The organism is Pseudomonas sp. 3296 (genome assembly GCF_031456615.1).
GTDB classification, from domain to species: Bacteria; Pseudomonadota; Gammaproteobacteria; order Pseudomonadales; family Pseudomonadaceae; genus Aquipseudomonas; species Aquipseudomonas mucoides.
Genome location: NZ_JAVDUY010000004.1, coordinates 38,493 through 57,037, shown reverse-complemented (window position 1 = coordinate 57,037; position 18,545 = coordinate 38,493). Strand labels below are relative to the sequence as shown.

General features: G+C 60.1%; 13 protein-coding genes and 1 tRNA gene. 5 read left to right on the top strand and 9 right to left on the bottom strand.

Going from position 1 to position 18,545, the window contains the following annotated elements:
- Window positions 1–33 precede the first annotated feature (33 nt).
- The 3 genes from selA (at window position 34) to J2X66_RS11630 (ending at window position 3,470) form a co-directional block, all read left to right on the top strand.
- Window positions 34–1,464, top strand: a complete 1,431-nt coding sequence (selA, locus tag J2X66_RS11640) for an L-seryl-tRNA(Sec) selenium transferase (protein ID WP_310264276.1) — start codon at window positions 34–36, stop codon at window positions 1,462–1,464.
- The gene (gene selB, locus J2X66_RS11635) at window positions 1,461–3,368 is read left to right on the top strand and encodes a selenocysteine-specific translation elongation factor (RefSeq protein ID WP_310264274.1); all 1,908 of its coding nucleotides are present in this window, start codon (window positions 1,461–1,463) and stop codon (window positions 3,366–3,368) included. Before selA ends, selB begins: the two co-directional genes overlap by 4 nt.
- Window positions 3,369–3,374: 6 nt before the next feature.
- Window positions 3,375–3,470, top strand: a tRNA-Sec gene (locus tag J2X66_RS11630).
- Between the two features lie 44 nt (window positions 3,471–3,514).
- Here J2X66_RS11630 and phaC read toward each other — a convergent pair.
- Window positions 3,515–5,218 (bottom strand): class I poly(R)-hydroxyalkanoic acid synthase, encoded by a 1,704-nt coding sequence (gene phaC / locus J2X66_RS11625; protein WP_310264272.1) that lies wholly within the window; start codon window positions 5,216–5,218, stop codon window positions 3,515–3,517.
- 135 nt (window positions 5,219–5,353) lie between these two features.
- Window positions 5,354–6,100, bottom strand: coding sequence for an acetoacetyl-CoA reductase (gene phbB, locus J2X66_RS11620; RefSeq protein WP_310264270.1), 747 nt, complete (start codon window positions 6,098–6,100; stop codon window positions 5,354–5,356).
- A 257-nt stretch (window positions 6,101–6,357) separates the two neighbouring features.
- On the opposite strand from phbB, the gene J2X66_RS11615 reads away from it, so the two are divergent.
- Window positions 6,358–7,395 carry an AraC family transcriptional regulator gene (locus J2X66_RS11615; RefSeq protein WP_310264267.1) on the top strand — a complete coding sequence of 346 codons (1,038 nt, stop codon included), beginning with the start codon at window positions 6,358–6,360 and terminating at the stop codon, window positions 7,393–7,395.
- Between the two features lie 25 nt (window positions 7,396–7,420).
- Here J2X66_RS11615 and J2X66_RS11610 read toward each other — a convergent pair whose 3' ends face one another.
- A complete protein-coding gene (locus tag J2X66_RS11610) occupies window positions 7,421–9,787 on the bottom strand; it encodes a DUF3141 domain-containing protein (RefSeq protein WP_310264265.1) in 2,367 nt (788 codons plus the stop codon).
- A gap of 255 nt (window positions 9,788–10,042) precedes the next feature.
- Between J2X66_RS11610 and phaP the strand changes: the two genes are divergently transcribed.
- Complete coding sequence (phaP, locus tag J2X66_RS11605) at window positions 10,043–10,612, top strand: TIGR01841 family phasin (protein WP_310264263.1); 570 nt, start codon at window positions 10,043–10,045, stop codon at window positions 10,610–10,612.
- Between the two features lie 35 nt (window positions 10,613–10,647).
- On the opposite strand, the gene phaR is transcribed toward phaP, so the two are convergent.
- The 6 genes from phaR to J2X66_RS11575 all read right to left on the bottom strand — a co-directional run bounded on the left by phaR (window position 10,648) and on the right by J2X66_RS11575 (window position 18,333).
- Window positions 10,648–11,196 carry a polyhydroxyalkanoate synthesis repressor PhaR gene (phaR, locus tag J2X66_RS11600; protein ID WP_155953719.1) on the bottom strand — a complete coding sequence of 183 codons (549 nt, stop codon included), beginning with the start codon at window positions 11,194–11,196 and terminating at the stop codon, window positions 10,648–10,650.
- Window positions 11,197–11,348: 152 nt separating this feature from the next.
- Window positions 11,349–12,617 (bottom strand): OprD family porin, encoded by a 1,269-nt coding sequence (locus tag J2X66_RS11595; RefSeq protein WP_310264259.1) that lies wholly within the window; start codon window positions 12,615–12,617, stop codon window positions 11,349–11,351.
- Window positions 12,618–12,744: 127 nt separating this feature from the next.
- The gene (locus J2X66_RS11590) at window positions 12,745–14,517 is read right to left on the bottom strand and encodes an acyl-CoA dehydrogenase C-terminal domain-containing protein (protein ID WP_310264257.1); all 1,773 of its coding nucleotides are present in this window, start codon (window positions 14,515–14,517) and stop codon (window positions 12,745–12,747) included.
- Between the two features lie 64 nt (window positions 14,518–14,581).
- Window positions 14,582–16,252 (bottom strand): cation acetate symporter, encoded by a 1,671-nt coding sequence (locus J2X66_RS11585; protein ID WP_027923180.1) that lies wholly within the window; start codon window positions 16,250–16,252, stop codon window positions 14,582–14,584.
- Window positions 16,252–16,578: a DUF485 domain-containing protein gene (locus J2X66_RS11580; RefSeq protein WP_050482769.1), complete on the bottom strand. Its 327-nt coding sequence runs from the start codon at window positions 16,576–16,578 to the stop codon at window positions 16,252–16,254. Before J2X66_RS11580 ends, J2X66_RS11585 begins: the two co-directional genes overlap by 1 nt.
- Window positions 16,579–16,710: 132 nt before the next feature.
- Window positions 16,711–18,333 (bottom strand): acyl-CoA synthetase, encoded by a 1,623-nt coding sequence (locus J2X66_RS11575; protein WP_310264254.1) that lies wholly within the window; start codon window positions 18,331–18,333, stop codon window positions 16,711–16,713.
- Window positions 18,334–18,545 lie beyond the last annotated feature (212 nt).

Here is an 18,545-nt window from a genome sequence, read left to right as displayed (position 1 = left end):
GGCGCGACGGTCAATCGTTTCCAGGAGCGCCTGATGCCTTCACCTTCCGCCAGCCAAACCTTGCGGCTGCCTTCCATCGACGGTCTGTTGCGCCATCCGGCCTGCCAACCGCTGGCCGAGCGTTATGGGCGTGACGCATTGCTGGCGAGCCTGCGGCAATTGCTCGATGACTTGCGCGAACCGGTGCTGACCGGGCAACTCGATGCCGTGGAAATAAGCCCGCTGGTCTTGGCGGGACGGGCCGGTGAGCGTCTGGCCCGGCATCACCAAAGCCATGTGCGCCGGGTGTTCAACCTGACCGGCACGGTGCTGCACACCAATCTAGGCAGAGCGCTACTCCCGGATGTCGCCATCGAAGCCGTGCAATTGGCCGCACGTTATCCGCTCAATCTTGAATTTGATTTGAGCAGCGGCAAACGTGGCGACCGTGATGACCTGATCGAAGGCCTGATCCGCGAACTCACCGGCGCCGAAGCGGTGACCGTGGTCAACAACAACGCAGCGGCGGTGCTGCTGACGCTCAACAGTTTAGGCGCGCGCAAGGAAGGGATCATTTCCCGGGGCGAGCTGATTGAAATCGGCGGCGCGTTCCGCATTCCCGACATCATGTCTCGGGCCGGGGTTCGCCTGCATGAAGTCGGCACCACCAACCGCACCCATGCCCGTGATTACGAGGCGGCCATCGGCCCGCGCAGCGGTCTGGTGATGCGCGTGCATTCGAGCAACTACAGCATCGAAGGATTCACCGCACGGGTGCCGACCGCCGAACTTGCGCAGTTGGCACACCGTCATGGATTACCGCTGCTGGAAGACCTCGGCAGCGGCAGTCTGCTGGACCTGACCCGCTGGGGCCTGCCCGCCGAACCGACGGTGCGCCAGGCGCTGCTCGATGGCGCGGACATCGTCACGTTCAGTGGCGACAAATTGTTGGGTGGCCCGCAGGCGGGATTGATTGTCGGGCGCAAGGACCTGATCGCGAAGATCAAGAAGAACCCACTCAAGCGTGCGCTGCGGGTCGACAAACTGACCCTGGCCGCGCTCGAAGCGGTGCTGGGGTTGTACCGCGACCCGGATCGCCTGGCCGAACGTCTGCCGAGCCTGCGCCTGCTGACTCGCCCGCAAGCCGACATTCTCGCCCAGGCCGAACGGCTGCAACCGTCGCTGGCCCACGCCGTAGGTGACGGCTGGAGCGTCAGTGCGCTGCCGGCGCTGGGCATGATCGGCAGCGGCAGCCAACCGGTGGCACGCTTGCCGAGCGCCGCGTTGTGCCTGCGGCCTAATGTGTCCAAGCGCATGCGTGGCCGGCAATTGCTGGGGCTGGAGTCTGCGTTTCGTCAGTTGGCCATTCCGGTGCTGGGCCGCATCGATGACGACGCGCTGTGGCTGGACCTGCGTCAACTCGACGACGAAACCGCATGGCTGGAGCAACTCGATCAGTTGACCGTCGAGGGGCGGGCAGGGTGATCGTCGGCACCGCAGGGCACATCGATCACGGCAAGACCGCGCTGTTGCAGGCGTTGACCGGGCAGGCCGGCGACCGTCGTCGGGAAGAGCGTGAACGTGGCATGACCATCGACCTCGGTTACCTGTATGCCGCGCTGGAGCCGGGCGCCGAGCTGACCGGGTTCATCGACGTGCCCGGCCACGAGCGATTCACCCACAACATGCTGGCCGGGGCGCAGGGCATTGATCTGGTGTTGCTGGTGGTCGCGGCGGATGACGGCGTCATGCCGCAGACCCGCGAACATCTGGCGATTGTCGAACTGTTGGGCATTCCCCGGGCGCTGGTGGCGATCACCAAGTGCGACCGGGTCGAACGCGCCAGGGTGCAAATCGTCCATGAACAGATGACCACGCTATTGGCGCCCGGCCCCTATGCCGATGCGCCGCAAATCGCGCTGTCGAGTGTGACCGGAGAAGGTGTCGAGACGTTGCGCCAGGCATTGCTTGACGCACAGCGTGAAGTGCATCAGCGCAGTACCGACGGCGGTTTTCGTCTGGCGATTGATCGCGCCTTCAGCGTCGCGGGCGCCGGTATCGTGGTGACGGGTACGGCGTTGTCGGGGCAAGTCACGGTGGGCGACACACTGGTGTTGAGCCCGTTGGGCAAACCTGTTCGAGTGCGCGGTTTGCACGCGCAAAACCACGCGGCGCAGACGGCGTTCGCCGGCCAACGCGTGGCATTGAACCTGAATGCCGAACGCCTGGCGCTGGAGCACATCCACCGTGGTCAATGGCTGCTGGCCGAGTGGCTGTATGCGCCGACTCAGCGGCTGGACATCGATCTGCGTTTGTTGGCCAACGAAGCCAAAGCCTTCGAACATTTTCAACCGGTGCATGTTCACCTCGGCACTCAGGACGTGACGGGGCGGGTGGCGTTACTGGAAGGTACGAGTCTGGCACCGGGCGGGCGGATGTTTGCGCAGATCCTGCTGAATGCCCCGGTGCAGGCGGTGAAGGGCGATCCGTTGATCCTGCGGGATCAAAGCGCCCAGCGCACCCTCGGCGGTGGTCGGGTGCTTGATCCGTTTGCCCCGACCCGACACCGTCGCAGCCCCGAACGACTGGCGCAACTTCAGGCGCTCGCCTCCCGCCATTCACTGGAAGAACTCCTGCCGGCCTTGTTGGCCAACAGCGACAGCGGCCTCGATCCACGGCAACTGGAGCGCCAGTTCAACCGTCCGCGCGGGACTTGGGTGTTACCCGATGACGTGCGCTTGATCCAGACTCGCCAGGGTCCGCTGCTGTTCAGTTCGGCCCGCTGGGAAGCCCTGAAGGCCCCTTTGCTGGAACACCTCGCACGCTTTCATGAACTTGAGCCGGATCAAATGGGCCCGGACCGTGATCGCTTGCGTCGCTTCACCGCCACCACGCTGGAGCGCTCGACCTTTCTCCGCCTGCTCGACGACTTACTCGCCAGCGGCGCCGTCGCCACCAGCGGACCCTGGCTGCATTTACCCGGTCATCAAGTGCGCCTGAGTGATGAGGACGAAGCGCTGTGGCAGCGCTTGCAACCGCTGTTCGAACAGGCCGGTTTCGATCCGCCATGGGTGCGCCAATTGGGGCATGACGAGGCGAGCGTGCGCCTGCTGTTACGGAAAATGGCGCGGCTGGGGTTGCTGCATCAAGTGGTTCGGGACCTGTTCTACACCGACGCGATGATCCGTCGATTGGCGGCTATGCTGTTGCAACTGGCCGAGCACGACCCGGTGATTCAGGTCGCGGCGTTTCGCGATGCGGTCGGCCTGGGCCGCAAGCGCAGCATTCAGATTCTGGAGTACTTTGACCGCATCGGCCTGACTCGACGCCTGGGCGACAAACGCCAGATCCGTCTCGACAGTGCCTTGGCGCAAAAAGACCACCACTGAGTTCAAGGAAGGCAATCGCGCCCGGTGGCGCGGCCGGGCTTCAAACCCGGTTGGGGACGGCATCCGTTCCCGGGCAGGTTCGACTCCGGCTGCCTTCCGCCATTTTTTGCTGAGCGGGCTTGCGAGGCGCCGAACAGGCTTGTGGCTTATTGCATCACATATCGCCCGGGTGCCGACTCCAGCGCCGGGTATTGCGCATTCCCGGTGTGCAGCACCGACGGCTGGCGCTCACCGGCATGTTCGGCGAGCCAGGCGAACCAGTCATTCCACCAGCTGCCGGAATGCTGCTGCGCGTTCATGAACCAGGTTTCGGGTTTTTTTGAGAGTCGGTTATTGGTCCAGTAGTGACGTTTTTCCTTGGCCGGTGGATTGATCACCCCGGCGATATGCCCCGAGGCGCCGAGCACAAAGCGCTTGGTCCCGCAGAGCAGCTCGGTGCTGGCATAGGCACTTCTCCACGGCACGATGTGATCGTCTTGGGTGGCGAGAATATAGGCGGGCGCATCGATGGCGCGCAGGTCCAGCTTGACCCCGCAACAGTCCAGCTCGCCTGACTTCAAGTCGTTCTGCAAATAGGTGTGGCGCAGGTACCAGCAATACATCGGCCCAGGCAGGTTGGTGCTGTCGTTGTTCCAGAACAGCAGGTCCAGAGCTATCGGCTTCTGGCCCTTGAGGTATTTGTCGACGTTGTAGTTCCACCACAAATCGTTGGGACGCAATAGCGAGAACGTATTGCCCATGTCCTCGCCCTTGAACAGGCCGAGGGGGCCATTCACGCCGCCGATGGTTCGTTCGCGGTAGGCCACCAGTTGTTCGTCGACGAAGATGTCGATGGGGCCGGTGTCGAGGTAATCGAGGAATGTGGTCAACAGGCTTATGCTGCCGACCTCTTTGTCCCCGCGCGCCGCCAGTACTGCCAGCGCCGTACTCAACAGTGTGCCGCCAATGCAGAAACCCACGCAGTTGGGACGTTGCTCGCCGCTGATCTCGCGGGTGACCTGCAAGCCTTTGATGATGCCGGTTTCGATCAGATCATCCCAGGTGGTGCCTGCGTGTTCCTGGTCGAAGTTGCGCCACGACATCAGAAACACCGGATGCCCTTGTTTCAACAGATGGGCAACCATCGAGTTGTCCGGTCGCAGGTCGAGTATGTAGAACTTGTTGATGGCGGGCGGTACGACAAAAACCGGGCGCCGGTACTGGGTTTCGCTTTGCGGGTAGTACTGAATCAGCTGGAACAGTGCGTTCTCGAACACTACGTCGCCGGGGGTATTGGCCACATCGACGCCCACCTTGAACGCGCTGCTGTCGCAGTGGCGCATCTTGCCTTCTTGCAAGTCGCTGGCCAGGTGCAGCATGCCGGTGAGGAGGCTGCTGCCTTGGGTGTCGACGACCCGTTGCAGCGCATCGGGATTACTTGCCAGAAAGTTGCTGGGGGCGCCGGCAGCGATGGCTTGTTCCACCAGGTAGAGCAAGCGCTGGCGCGGCTTCTTGTCCTTGATCGGCAGCTTGTCGAGCAGTTTCAGCAGAAAACCGGCGTTGAGCAGGTAAAACGCGGCGAGTGAGCCAAACAGGGGATCACTCCAGTTTCCGCTGGCGAAACGGCGGTCTTCGAAGGCAAAGGGCTGACCGGTCAACATACGTTGGCCGAGGTCGCTCCATTGCAGCTGATAGTCCGACTGAAGACTGTCCAGAACATCGCGCGGCAGCTCGAACCACTCGTTGTACTCCTGGCCGGAAAACCACGGATTAGTGCTGACCCACACACGTAATTGTTGCACTGCAAAGGATGCAATGAACGGAACCTGGCCTGACCAGAAGGTGTTGAAGGTATGTGCATTGTTGTCCATGGAACTCCTTGCCCATATACGTAAAACGGGCAGAAAAAAAACAGCGGCGCCGGACTTCGGCACCGCGTCAGCAAGCACGCAGGCAGTTTTGAGTTTTTAGCATCGAGCGAGAGCTCGGGGGCAATGCCCACAGGTCTACTGCATGTTCATGCCGCCGTTGACCGAGAAGTCGGCACCCGTGCTGTAACCCGATTCGCCGGAGGCCAGCCAGGCCACGATCGAGGCAATTTCTTCGGGTTGGCCGAGGCGCCCGACCGGAGTGGACGCAATCATGGTCTCGAGAATGTCCGGGCGGATGGCCGCGGTCATGCTGGTCTGGATGTAGCCTGGCGAGACGGTGTTGACGGTCACGCCCTTGCCGGACACTTCCCGGGCCAGTGCCATGGTGAAACCATGGATGCCGGCTTTGGCCGCGCTGTAATTGGTCTGGCCGAACTGGCCGCGCTGACCGTTGATCGAGGAGATGTTGATGACCCGTCCCCACCCCTTGGCCAACATGCCTTCGATCACCTGCTTGGTGGTGTTGAACAAGCCGCTGAGATTAGTGCCGATCACGGCGTTCCAGTCTTCGGGGGTGAGTTTGCGAAAGGAGGCATCGCGAGTGATTCCGGCGTTGTTGACCAGCACATCGACCGGTCCGAATTGCTCCCGTGCTCCCTCAAAGGCCTTTCGCGTTGATTCCCAATCGGTGATGTCGCCATAGATGCATTCGAACTGATAACCCGCTGCCAACTGAGCGGCGATCCAATCGTTCTTGCGGGCTGAATCAGCGCTGCAACCCACAATGACCTTGAATCCCTCGTTGTACAGGCGTCGGCTGATCGCTGTACCAATCCCACCCATACCACCGGTGACCAACGCAATACGACCAAGCGACTTCATAGATTGCTTCCCTTTTATTTTTTGCGCTGCAAGATGGGAAGATTGTTCGGTATTGGCGGGGTGTGCGGAAGTGTTGGGAGGTGACTGTCTGGTGTCCATAGGTGCCATGCAGGTTTTTCCGGATCACTGGCAGTCAATGACCTTTACCTGTACCGGGATCAATTCTTGGCATTGAACAGTCGGTTACTCTTTGATTCAACGCAGATCAGTCATGGCTCCGGACAGGATGTCCGGTTCCACAGGTCAGTGAGGACCCCATGTACAGAATGAGTTCAGGCTATGCCAACGTGTTGGTCAATACGCTTTCGGCCGAAGGACTGGATGTTGCCAGCCTGTGCCGGGAAGCCGGGCTGGACATGCAGATCGCGAACACACCCGGGGCGCTTTGCGAGCGAAGGGTGATCTATCGGTTGTGGCAACTGGCCGCCCAGGCCAGCGGTGATCCGGACATCGGCTTGAAGGCCTACGGGCACTTTCATCCGGGCAGCTTTCAAATTGTCGGTTACACCATGATGTCGAGCCTCAACCTCAAACGGGCGCTGGAGCGCCTGGTGCGCTTCAGCCCATTGATCGGTAACGGGTTCAGTCTGTTTTTTGTTCCGGAGCAGCAGCATTACCGGCTCGCCTCGCTCGATCATCAACAGTCCGGTTCCATCAAGCCCCGTCAGTATGCCGATGCCGGGTTGGCTTCTTTGCTCGGCTTCTGCCGTTGGCTGGGCGGTGGCAAGTTACCGCAACCCTTGAGCGTCGAGTTCAGTTACCCCGAACCGAAAGACATTGGCATGCACCAACGGCTTTTTGATTGCGAACTGACTTTTGGTTCGGCCTACGACAGCATTCTGTTTGACGGGCAGGATCTGCTGCGACCGTTGAGTATGGCCAATGAGGCCTTAGCGGTATTGCATGACAGTTTTGCCGAGACGCAACTGGATCTGCTGTTCGGCTTGTCCATTACCGGCAGGATTCGGGCGCTGATTACCGAGCGATTGAGCCATGGACAGGGGCAATGCGACACGGAATCGATCGCCGCCGCCTTGAACATCAGTAAGCGCACGCTGCAACGGGCCCTGGAAAAAGACGGGACGCAATTCAAGGACGTGCAGAACGCTGTGCGCCGGCAATTGGCCGATTTCTACCTGCGCCATTCTCACTTCAACATGAAGCATGTCGCGTACCTCCTTGGTTTTCATGACCACAGCAGTTTCAACAAAGCGTGCAGCCGATGGTTTGGCATGACCCCGGGCCAGTATCGGGCTGACGAGTCGTTCGAGATGGAAGAAGCCGCGTCAGTCTGACGCGCTTCTCGCCAACCACTCAGCGTTATGTCACCGGCGGTTTCTTCGCGCCTTTTTTGCCCTTGGCAAGGGGGCTTACCGGATTCTTGACCGGGACCGGTGCTGCGATGACATCGGCTTCAGCGGCTGGCTGGGTCAGGATGAAACCAGGCAGCGGGACGTCGAGCAGTGCGTGCAGTTCGCACCATAACGCGTTATTGGTGCCGCTGATCAACAGTTCGGGCAGCAAATTGGCGACGGCCGCCAGCACTTGTTGGCGTTCCTCCACCTCGACAAGCATCAAGGACAGGCTGTTCAGACTTTCTTGCGGGTGAGTGGCGACCAGCAGTTTTTGCAGGCGCAACGTTTCGCGCAGGTCCAACGGCTGGGCACTGTAGTCCTGGAGCAATACCTGCAATTGCTGGATCAACCTTTCGACGATTTCCTTGCCGGGCTCGTCGCTGTCGCGGTCCAGCAGAAACAGGATCCGTACCAAGGCTTCCATCAGACCGCCCAGGGGCAGAGCGTCCTGAAGACGATCGATCAAGACCTTGTCGTGCTGCTCGGCGTGTGCCTGCAGATCTCGCCCAGGCGCATTGCCGGCGAGGCTATTGAGTACGCCATATACGCCGTAGAAACACATTTCCTGTGTTGCATCACGCAGGTCCCGATAGCCGTTCAAGGCGTCCTGCACTTGGTTGGAAAACAGTTCCTGCCAGACCAGCAACGGGTTGTTCCGGCTGGCGGGGTGACGATCCTTGTTCACCTGAGCGGCACTGCCTGCCAGCCACCAGAGCGCCGGGTTCAAACTGCTCCAGGCCACTTGCTGCTGATGGAAAGGATGTGCCCGGCGCAGCATTTCGGCGCTCGGTTCGTTGATCAGCTGGCGCAACCACGGGCGTATGCATTCGTCGTACACACTGTTGTTGATAGCGGACACGCGCTGGACCAGCGCAAATTCGCGATCGTCATCGCGGGGCGGCTGCACCTGGCCATGGATGTCGGCGATACGCCGGCGTTCGAAACGCACGGCATACGGCGTCGCCGAATTCTCCGGCAGGTCTTCGATCAGCATTTCATACAGCCCGGCTGACAGTGCATTGATCGCATCAACCGCACCGAGCAATTCACGGTGTTCACGCCGCGCCACGTCACCGGACACGAAGATGCCCAAGTGACCGATGCTCGCGTGTCGCAGGTAAACGATGGTGCGCCCGGCATTTTGCAACGCGAGATCGCTGGGATAGACGTCGGTGATCCAGTCCAGTGCCTGCTGCGGGGAGGTGATGTTGTCGCCATACGAACAGAACACCACTACCGGCACTTCGATCAGCTTGAGGTCAAGCCCGGTGCTCTTGCGGCCCAGGCCACCGGACAGCCGATTGCCGATGAACAGGTCGTCGACAATCATCTCGATCTCTTCGCCATTGAGCAGGGTCGGGCTGCCCCACCAGCGTTCGAAATCCAGAAAGCGTGCGGCCTCACTGTCGACTTCGCTGAACAGGTGGTAGTACTTGCCCCAATACGTATTGGCCGGGTCCAGGCTTTCGAAGTTGCTGACCAGCCAGGTACCGTCGAAACGGCCATTACCGAGGTCGCTACCGAGGCGTGCCATCCAGCCACCGCCCAGCAAACCACCGGTGTAGCGCATCGGATTACGGCCATTGACACCGGCCCAATACGATAACGGCGCACCATTGACGATGATCAACCCCGGCAGCTCCGGCCGGGTAGCCGCCAGCCCCATCAATGCCCAACCGGCCTGGCAATTGCCAATCAGCACGGGGTTGGCGCTGTCGGGATGGCGGGCGCTGACGACCTCGATGAACTTCGCTTGTGCGTCTGTGATATCGGCAAGGGTTTGCCCTGGGCGAGGCGAGTGACTGAAAGAGATGAAGTAGGTGGGGTGGCCGGCTCTCAGGCTCTCGCCGATGACCGAATCCTGTTTGAAACCGCCGATGCCCGAGCCGTGACCGCCGCGAGGGTCAATGATGATCACGGGCTGTTTCTTACTGTCGATCGGTTGCCCCGGGCCGCCGAGGATTTGCAACAACGAATAGTTGACCGGGCGGGGCAGGGCTTCCCCGGCGACCAGCGTTTCATGATTGAACTTGAGCAGCAGCGGATACCCGGCGCGTTCGTGGGCCAGGGTGTTGTCGCCGCGCTGACGCAAGGTATCCCAGAACAACACGCTGCGTTGACCAAGGTCCGTGAAGTATTCCTGCCAGTCAGCAGGCGTTGGCTGCCGGAGTTGCCCAAGGCTTAAAGGCGCGAAGGTTTTTGCCTGGCGCTTCTGCACGGCGTCGAGGACGTTACGGGTATTAAGGCGTTGCAGATGATTCAGGTGTTCGAACAAACCAGCGGGCTCGGAGAACCCTTCATCTTGCAGCGCAATATTTAATTCCTGACCCATCGTGATCTCCTGACGCGGTGCATGGGGACCGGCCCGTCTGAACCCTTTGGTTAAAGAGCGCTAGCCTGGCCGTTCGATGAGCAGGAGTCTACAGCGTATAAGGAGGGCTTTAGCAAAGTATATTTTGCAGCGCACAAAATTAGACGTTGCCAAATAGTTTTGTGCACTGCAATATCAACGCTAACGCGATGACTGGCCGGATCGCTATCGCGTCCACAGGCCCGTCAGGGCCTTCCAGTACCAGGAGATTCAAGCATGTCTTTTTTCAATTCGGAAAAACTGCAAACCGCTCAGAAAGCCAACCTCGATCTTTTGCAGCAAATCAGCGGCAAAGTCTTCGCCAGCGTTGAACAGCTCAGCCAGTTGCAGTTCAAGGCACTGCGCGACTCCACCGAAGAGCACTTCGAAGGCGTTCGCAAGCTGCTGGCCGTCCGTGATCCACAAGGTTTCGCTGATCTGCAGGCTTCTTTCACCCAGCCGAGCGCGCAGGCCGAACGTCTGGCCGAGTTCAATCGTCAGGTTCAAGCACTGATCGTCGGTACTCAGTCGGACATCGCCAAATTGACTTCGAGTCAGGTCGAAGCGGGCACCCAACAGGTGCAAGAGTTCGTTGAAACCATCGGCAAGAATGCACCGGCCGGCTCCGAGCCCGTTGTGGCAGCGTTCAAGTCGAGCCTGGCGAATGCCGGTACCGTGTTCGAAAGCGCACAGAAAGCCGTAAAACAGGCTGCCGATGTGGCTCAGAGCAATTTCGACGCAGCGACTGCCGCGGCCACCAAAGCGGCCCCGGAAGCAAGCGCCAAGGCTACCAGCGGTAACAAGTAAGTCACGTCAAGCAAGCGGCACCAATGGCGATGGGTCTATTCCCCATCGCCATTTTTTTTCGGCCCGTTATCGGTGCCGGGTTTACCGCCGAACATGCCAAACAGGTTCTGGGTATTGAGGTACAACGCCTTGGACTGGTCGACATACTGGCGCATCAGGTCCTGCATCACCGGGGCCTGTTGATGCATGAAGTCGCTCCAGGCTTCGGACGACTGCGCGCCGGTCTGGGATTGAACGTCGATTACGGTCTGAATGCTCTTGTCCAGGTAACTGCCGAGTACACCCTGGTAAGGGCCGTAGAACTGGATAATCCCCATCAGCATTTCGGTAGTGAAGATCGGCTCACCGCCGCTTTCAGCTTCCAGAATCACTTGCAGCAGGATGCTGCGCGTCAGGTCCTCGCCGCTCTTGGCATCGACCACCTGAAAGGCAATTTTGTCGACCACCAATTGCCGTATGTCCGCCAGTGTCAAATGACTGCTGGTGTGGGTGTCATACAGTCGGCGATTGGGGTACTTCTTGATCAGGCGGGGGGAGGTATCAGTCATGCGGGGCGTCTCGCGGCGGGCCTGGTTTGTAGGCATCTTAACCTACTCTGGCCACGCTCCGCGTACAGATCCTTCCCACGCTCTGCGTGGGAAGGCGTCAATGGACGCTCTGCGTTTGCTCTTGGGACGCGCAGCGTGCCGGGCTGCATTCCCACGCAGAGCGTGGGAATGCTCAGGGGGAAGGGTGCTTACCAGACCGGCAAGGTGTAGCTGACGATCAGGCGGTTTTCATCCAGATCGTTGCCAAAGTTGGTCGAGCGAACTGTCGCATTACGCCATTTCACGCCGACATTCTTCAGCGGCCCGCTCTGCACGACATAACCGATATCGGTATCACGCTCCCATTCCTTGCCTTCCGGGCGGTTGCCGCCCAGATCGATATTATCGCCGGTGAGGTAGCGGGTCATGAAGGTCAGTCCCGGAACGCCGATGGCTGCAAAGTTGTAGTCGTAGCGCGCCTGCCAGGACTTTTCGTCCTTGCTGGCGAAGTCGCCGATTTGCACGAAGTTCACCAGGAAAGCGTCGGTGCCGTTGATGTAGGCGTAGCCGGTGTCGCCGCTCATGCCTTGATAGCCCAGGCCCAACGCATGCCCGCCAAGGTTGTAGGTGAACATCGCGCCAATGGCATTGTTATCGACATTACTGCCACCATCGTCCGTGGAGCGGGCGAAGCGCAGATCCGTCTTCAGCGACTGGCCGGTTGTGACCGGCAACACGTAGGTCAGGTTGACCAGGTGCTGGCTGTAGAAATTGTCGAGGTGACCGTAGCTGTAGCCGGTGGCGAGGTTGCTGGTCCATTTGTAGTTCAGGCTGGCGAAATCGAAGCTGTCGCTATCGACATGACGTGTGGTGATGCCCTTGGCGCCAGTGCGGGTGATGCCCATGTCCTCGTAGTTCGAGGAGTCGCGCTGATTGACCTGCGTCAGTCGCCCGGCATCCACGGTCAAGCCTTCGAGTTCCAGCGAGGTCAACTGACCGCCCTTGAAGGTTTGTGGCAACAGCCGTGAATCGTTGGCCAGTACCGTCGGCAGTTTCGGCAGCAACGTGCCGAGTTTCAGCGTACTTTTTGAGGCGCGCACTTTGGCGGTCAGCCCCAGTTCGCCATACTCGTCCTGCGCACCTTGGCTCGTGTCGCGGTGGCGTTTTAGCAGTCCGGAGCCTGCCCGATCAGGGCTGGAATCGAGCTTGACGCCGACCAGTCCGATCGCATCGAATCCCACGCCAATCAACCCTTCGGTGAATCCCGATTCATAGCGCAGCAGGAAACCCTGTGCCCATTCCTCTTGTTTGGATTGCGCAGCGTTGTCCTGGCGATAGTCACGGTTGAAATAGAAGTTGCGCAGCTCAAGGCTGGCCTTGCTGTCTTTGACAAAGTCAGCAGCGGCGGGGGCCGAGAGGCTGATGACGCCGCCGGACAGCAACAGTCGGGTAGCGAGGATGCGGGTGTTGCGGTCCATGGTGAAGCCCCTTTGTTTTTATTATGGAAAGACGGGTCCCGCGGCCCTCGCCAGGTGGGCGAGGGCTTATCAATAAAAAACGCGAACGCCAAAAGAGAGGAGCGTGACGCCGCGTGCGGTTCAATCGTTAGAACTGTTCGGCGCAAAGGCCAAACAAGGAGGCACTGCCCGCGCGGATGGATTGCTCCAGACTCAAAATGCGTGGCAGCAGGCGATGGATATAGAAGTCGGCGGTGGCGATTTTCGCGCCATAAAACCCTTCGTCTTCGGGCAGCTTTTGCTTGGCAACCTGTGCCATGCGCGCCCAAAGCCAGGCGTAGGCGACGTAACCGAACAGGTGCAAATACTCCACCGAAGCGGCGCCGACTTCGTTGCGGTTGGTCGCGGCCTGATCCTGTAGCCAGTCGCTCAGGTCTTCCAGACGCTGCACGGCATCGAGCAGTTGAGCGCAGTAGGGCGCATCAGGCTGATCGGCGAAATGACGAATTTCACTGGTGAACTGGCGCAGCGCGAAGCCTTTGTCGGCGAGCACCTTGCGTCCGAGCAGGTCCAGGGCCTGAATGCCGTTGGTGCCTTCGTAGATCTGCGCGATGCGCACGTCACGGACCAATTGTTCCTGGCCCCATTCGCGGATGTAGCCATGGCCGCCGAACACTTGCTGGCCGTTAATGCAGCTTTCGAGGCCGGTGTCGGTGAAGAACGCCTTGGCCACCGGAGTGAGCAGCGCAACCAGGGTTTGCGCGCTGTCGCGTTCCTTGGCGTCATCGGAAAACTTCGCCAGGTCCAGTTGCTGCCCGACATAGCTGGCAAACGCACGGCCACCTTCAGTCATGGCTTTCATGCTCAGCAGCATGCGGCGCACGTCGGGGTGAACGATGATCGGGTCGGCCACTTTGTCCGCAGCAATGGCACCCGTCGGCGCGCGGCTCTGCACACGTTCGCGTGCATAGGTGACAGCGCTCTGATAAGACGCTTCCGCGCAGCCAATGCCTTGAATGCCGATGGACAAGCGCTCGTAGTTCATCATGGTGAACATCGCCGCCAGGCCTTTGTTGGCTTCACCGACCAGCCAACCGCTGGCGCCGTCGAAGTTCATCACGCAGGTGGCCGAAGCCTTGATACCCATCTTGTGTTCGATCGAACCGCAACTTACGGCGTTGGCATCGCCGAGGGAACCGTCGGCATTGACCAGCACTTTGGGCACGACGAACAGCGAGATGCCTTTCGGCCCCGCCGGTGCGTCCGGCAATTTGGCCAGCACCAGATGGACAATGTTTTCGGTCAGGTCCTGATCGCCACCGGTGATAAAGATCTTGCTGCCGGTGATGCTGAAGCTGCCGTCGGCCTGAGGTTCGGCGCGGGTGCGGATGATCCCCAGATCGGTGCCGGCGTGGGCTTCGGTCAGGCACATGGAGCCGGCCCAGCGGCCTTCGTACATCGGCGGCAGGTAGAGCTTTTTCAAGGTGTCGCTGGCGTGGGCATCCAGGGCCAGGCAGGCACCGGAACTCAACGCTGAATAGAGTGCAAAGCTTGAGTTGGCGCCATAGAGCATTTCTTCGAACTGCACGGCGAGCATCTTCGGCATGCCCATGCCGCCGAAATCGGCGCTACCGGAAAGACCCACCCAGCCGCCTTCGATGTAGGTGGCATAAGCCTGTTTGAAACCGATTGGCGTGCTGACCTGGCCATCGACCCACTGGGCACCTTCCTCGTCGCCGCTGCGATTCAATGGCGCAATCAGGTGCGAGGTGACTTTGGCCGCCTCCTCAAGAATCGCGTCAGCGGTGGCGGCGTCGACACTGTCGGCCAGGGCTGGCAGGCGTGCCCACAGGGCCGGGGCGTCGAATACTTCATGCAAGACAAAGCGCATGTCGCGCAGCGGGGCGTTGAATTCGGGCATAACGTAGACCTCAAAAGGTTGTGCGATGGGCACGGCGCCGCTGGAGCAGGCCGAGCCCTTTCTATCAATGGGCGGAAGCGCTGGCGGCACCGAGGCCGGTCTGGGCGCGAACGAACTGGTCGGCGTAAGCGTCGCGTTCCTTGTCGGCGCGCACGCTGCGGTCGAGTTTCGACACCACGACGATCACGAAGAATGCCAGCGGCATGGAGAACAGCGCCGGGTGGTCATAGGGGAAGATCGCATGAGCATGGCCGAGCACGGTGACCCAGACGGCTGGCGAGAGGATCACCAACACCAGCGCACAGATCAGGCCGGCGAAACCGCCGGTGATTGCGCCTTTGGTGGTCAGGCCTTTCCAGTACATGGCCATGATCAGCACCGGGAAGTTGGTCGACGCAGCGATGCCGAAGGTCAGGCCCACCAGGAACGCGACGTTCATCTTCTCGAACAGAATGCCCAGCAGAATCGCGATGATGCCCAGTCCGACAGTGGCCATGCGGGTGACGCGCATTTCCTGTTTCTGACTGGCTTTGCCTTTCTTGAACACCGTGGCATAGAGATCGTGGGATATCGCCGAAGCACCGGCCAGGGCCAGACCGGAGACCACCGCCAGAATAGTGGCGAAGGCCACGGCCGAGAGGAAACCGAAGAACAGGTTGCCGCCCACGGCTTTGGCCAGGTGCATGGCGACCATGTTGCCGCCGCCAATCAAGGCGCCGCCGACTTCACCGTTGACGTAGTACTGCGGGTCAGTGCCGATGATGACCATCGCGGCAAAACCCAGGGTGCAGACAACAAGGAAGAAGAAGCCGATGAAACCGGTGGCGTAGAACACCGACTTACGCGCTTCCTTGGCGTTAGGCACGGTGAAGAAACGCATCAGGATGTGCGGCAGACCGGCAATCCCGAACACCAGGCCCAGCGACATCGAAGCGGTGTTGATCGGGTCGGCGAGCATTGAGCCAGGGCCCATGATGTTCCAGCCGCTGGCGTGGGCTTCGACGGCTTTGGTGGCCAGGGTTTCGTAGCTGAAGCCGAACTGCGACATGGCCATGAACGCCAGGGTCGTGCCGCCAGCAAGCAGCAACACAGCCTTGATGATCTGCACCCAGGTGGTGGCGATCATGCCGCCGAAAATCACGTACACCAGCATCAACGCGCCGACGATTACCACGGCAACCGGGTAGTCGAGGCCGAACAGCAATTTGATCAACTGACCGGCACCGACCATCTGCACAATCAGGTAGCAGCACACCACCGTCAACGAACCAAACGCGGCGAAGATCCGCACTTTGTTCTGGTCCAGTCGATAGGACACGATGTCGGCAAAGGTGTAGCGCCCCAGATTGCGCAAGCGCTCGGCCATCAGGAAGGTGATGATCGGCCAGCCGACGAAGAAACCGATGGTATAGATGAAGCCGTCGTAGCCCTTGGCGAACACCAGGCTGGACAGCCCCAGCAGCGTGGCGGCGGACATGTAGTCACCGGCAATTGCCAAGCCGTTCTGGAACCCGGTAATGCCACCGCCTGCGGTGTAGAAGTCAGACGTGGATTTGGTTTGTCGCGCGGCCCACCAGGTGATGGCCAGCGTGCCCAGCACGAAGACGAAGAACATGCCGATCGCATGCAGGTTGAGGGGTTGTTTTTCCACCGCACCCAGCGCGGGTGCAGCCAGCACGACGGAGGCCGGCAATAGCCCGGCAGCGGCAAGGAGAAGTTTACGCAGAAGAGTCATTACTTGCTCTCCTCGAGAATGGCGGCACCCAGTGCATCGAAACGCGTGTTGGCTCTGTAGACGTACCAACCGGTCAGTAGCCAGGAAAAAATGATGATCGCCGCGCCAACCGGCATGCCCAGGGTCAACATCCGATGCTCGGCGAGCGGCGCATGCAGCCACTGCGGGGCAAACGCCACCACCAGCATGAACGCGTAGTAAGTGCCCAGCACCGCAGCACTCAGCGACCAGGCCAGGCGCGAACGGCTGCTCACCAATTGAAGGAATTTCGGATTGGACCGAATGCGTTCGCAGCGTTGGGTATCGGTTGAATGGATGTCGATCATGGGTGGCTCCACCTTGTTATTGTTATCGATGCTTTTGGCATTAAGGGCAGGGCAGCGCCGAATCCGGCCCGCACGAGCCCGAAGCGGCCGGTAAATACACCGGCCGCTTGACGGGTACAACGTTGGTTCGGGTTAGAGCGCCTTGGCCCTGTCGCGCAGCACGTACTTCTGGATCTTGCCGGTTGAAGTCTTCGGCAGCAGGGTGAAAACCACCGTGCGCGGCACTTTGAAACCGGCCAGATGCTCGCGGCAGAAACTGATGATGTCGGCCTCGCGAACGTCCTGGTGATCAGCCTTCAACGTGATAAAGGCGCAGGGCGTTTCGCCCCACTTTTCATCGGGACGGGCGACGACGGCGGCTTCCATCACACCCGGATGGCGATAGAGCACACCTTCCAGTTCGATGGTGGAAATGTTCTCGCCGCCGGAAATGATGATGTCCTTGAGTCGGTCCTTGATCTCGACATAACCGTTGGGATGACACACCGCCAGGTCGCCGGTGTGGAACCAGCCGCCTTCGAACGCTTCAGCCGTAGCGGTCGGGTTTTTCAGGTAGCCCTTCATCACGGTGTTGCCGCGCATGAAGATCTCACCGATGGTCTGGCCATCTCGCGGGGTCGGCTCCAGCGTCTTCGAATCGCCAACCATCACGCCTTCGAGCGTCGGGTAGCGCACGCCCTGACGGGATTTGATTTGCGCCCGTTCGTCCAGCGGCAACTCATCCCATTCGGCATGCCAGGCGCAGAGCGTCACCGGACCATAGGTTTCGGTCAGGCCATACACGTGGGTGACCTTTATGCCCATTTCTTCCACGGCACCGATCACTTTGGCCGGTGGCGCGGCACCGGCGACCATAGCGTTGACCGGGTGATCGATCGCCGCTTTGGCCGACTCCGGCATGTTGACCAAGGCGTTGAGCACGATCGGTGCAGCGCACAGATGGGTGACCTGATGCTCGCGGATCAGCGTGAGAATTTTCTGCGGATCGACACGGCGCAGGAACACATGTACACCGGCCATGGCCGTGATGATCCACGGGTAGCACCAACCGTTGCAATGGAACATCGGCAGGGTCCAGAGGTACACCGGGTGGTTGCCCATGGCCCAGGTCATCTGGTTGCCCAACGAGTTCAGGTACGCGCCGCGATGGTGGTAAACCACGCCTTTTGGGTTGCCGGTGGTGCCTGAGGTGTAATTCAGCGAGATGGCTTGCCATTCGTTCGCCGGCCACTGCCAGGCAAAGGCTGGATCGCCTTCGGCCAACAGCGCTTCATAATCCAGATCGCTGACCGCCTTGCCTTCGCCGTATTCCGGATCATTGACGTCGATGACCAGCGGCGGGTGATCCAGCATCCCAATCGCCGCGTGAATCACATCATGGAACTCGCGGTCGGTAATCAGCACCTTGGCTTCGCCATGCTGCAGCATGAAGGCGATGGCTTCGGCATCCAGACGCACGTTGAGCGGGTTGAGCACCGCGCCAATCATCGGCACGCCGAAGTGCACTTCAAGCATCTCGGGGATGTTGGGCAGCATCACCGCCACCGTGTCGTTCTTGCCGATGCCGCGACCGGCCAATGCCGAGGCCAAGCGGCGGCAGCGGGTGTAGGTCTGCGCCCAGGTGCGGCGGATAGAGCCATGGATGACGGCGGGGTAGTCCGGATAAACGCTGGCGGTGCGCTCGATGAAGCTGAGCGGAGACAACGCAATATGGTTGACAGCCGCAGGGCCTAGCCCTTGTTCATAGATCGACATGTGCGGGTACTCGGTGGCTGATTGTTAGCTCTATAGATGTCCTTGCAGCGTCGCCGCTGAGGGCATCTTTTATGTCCGATCTGCTTTATATAACATTCAGCCACAGATATGGAAGTACAACCTACGTCATATAGGATATGTACTATATTTGATTCCGGCCGTTCTAAATCAATACAGTCTTACCGCCAAGGCCGGTATATCCTTGGCTTCCC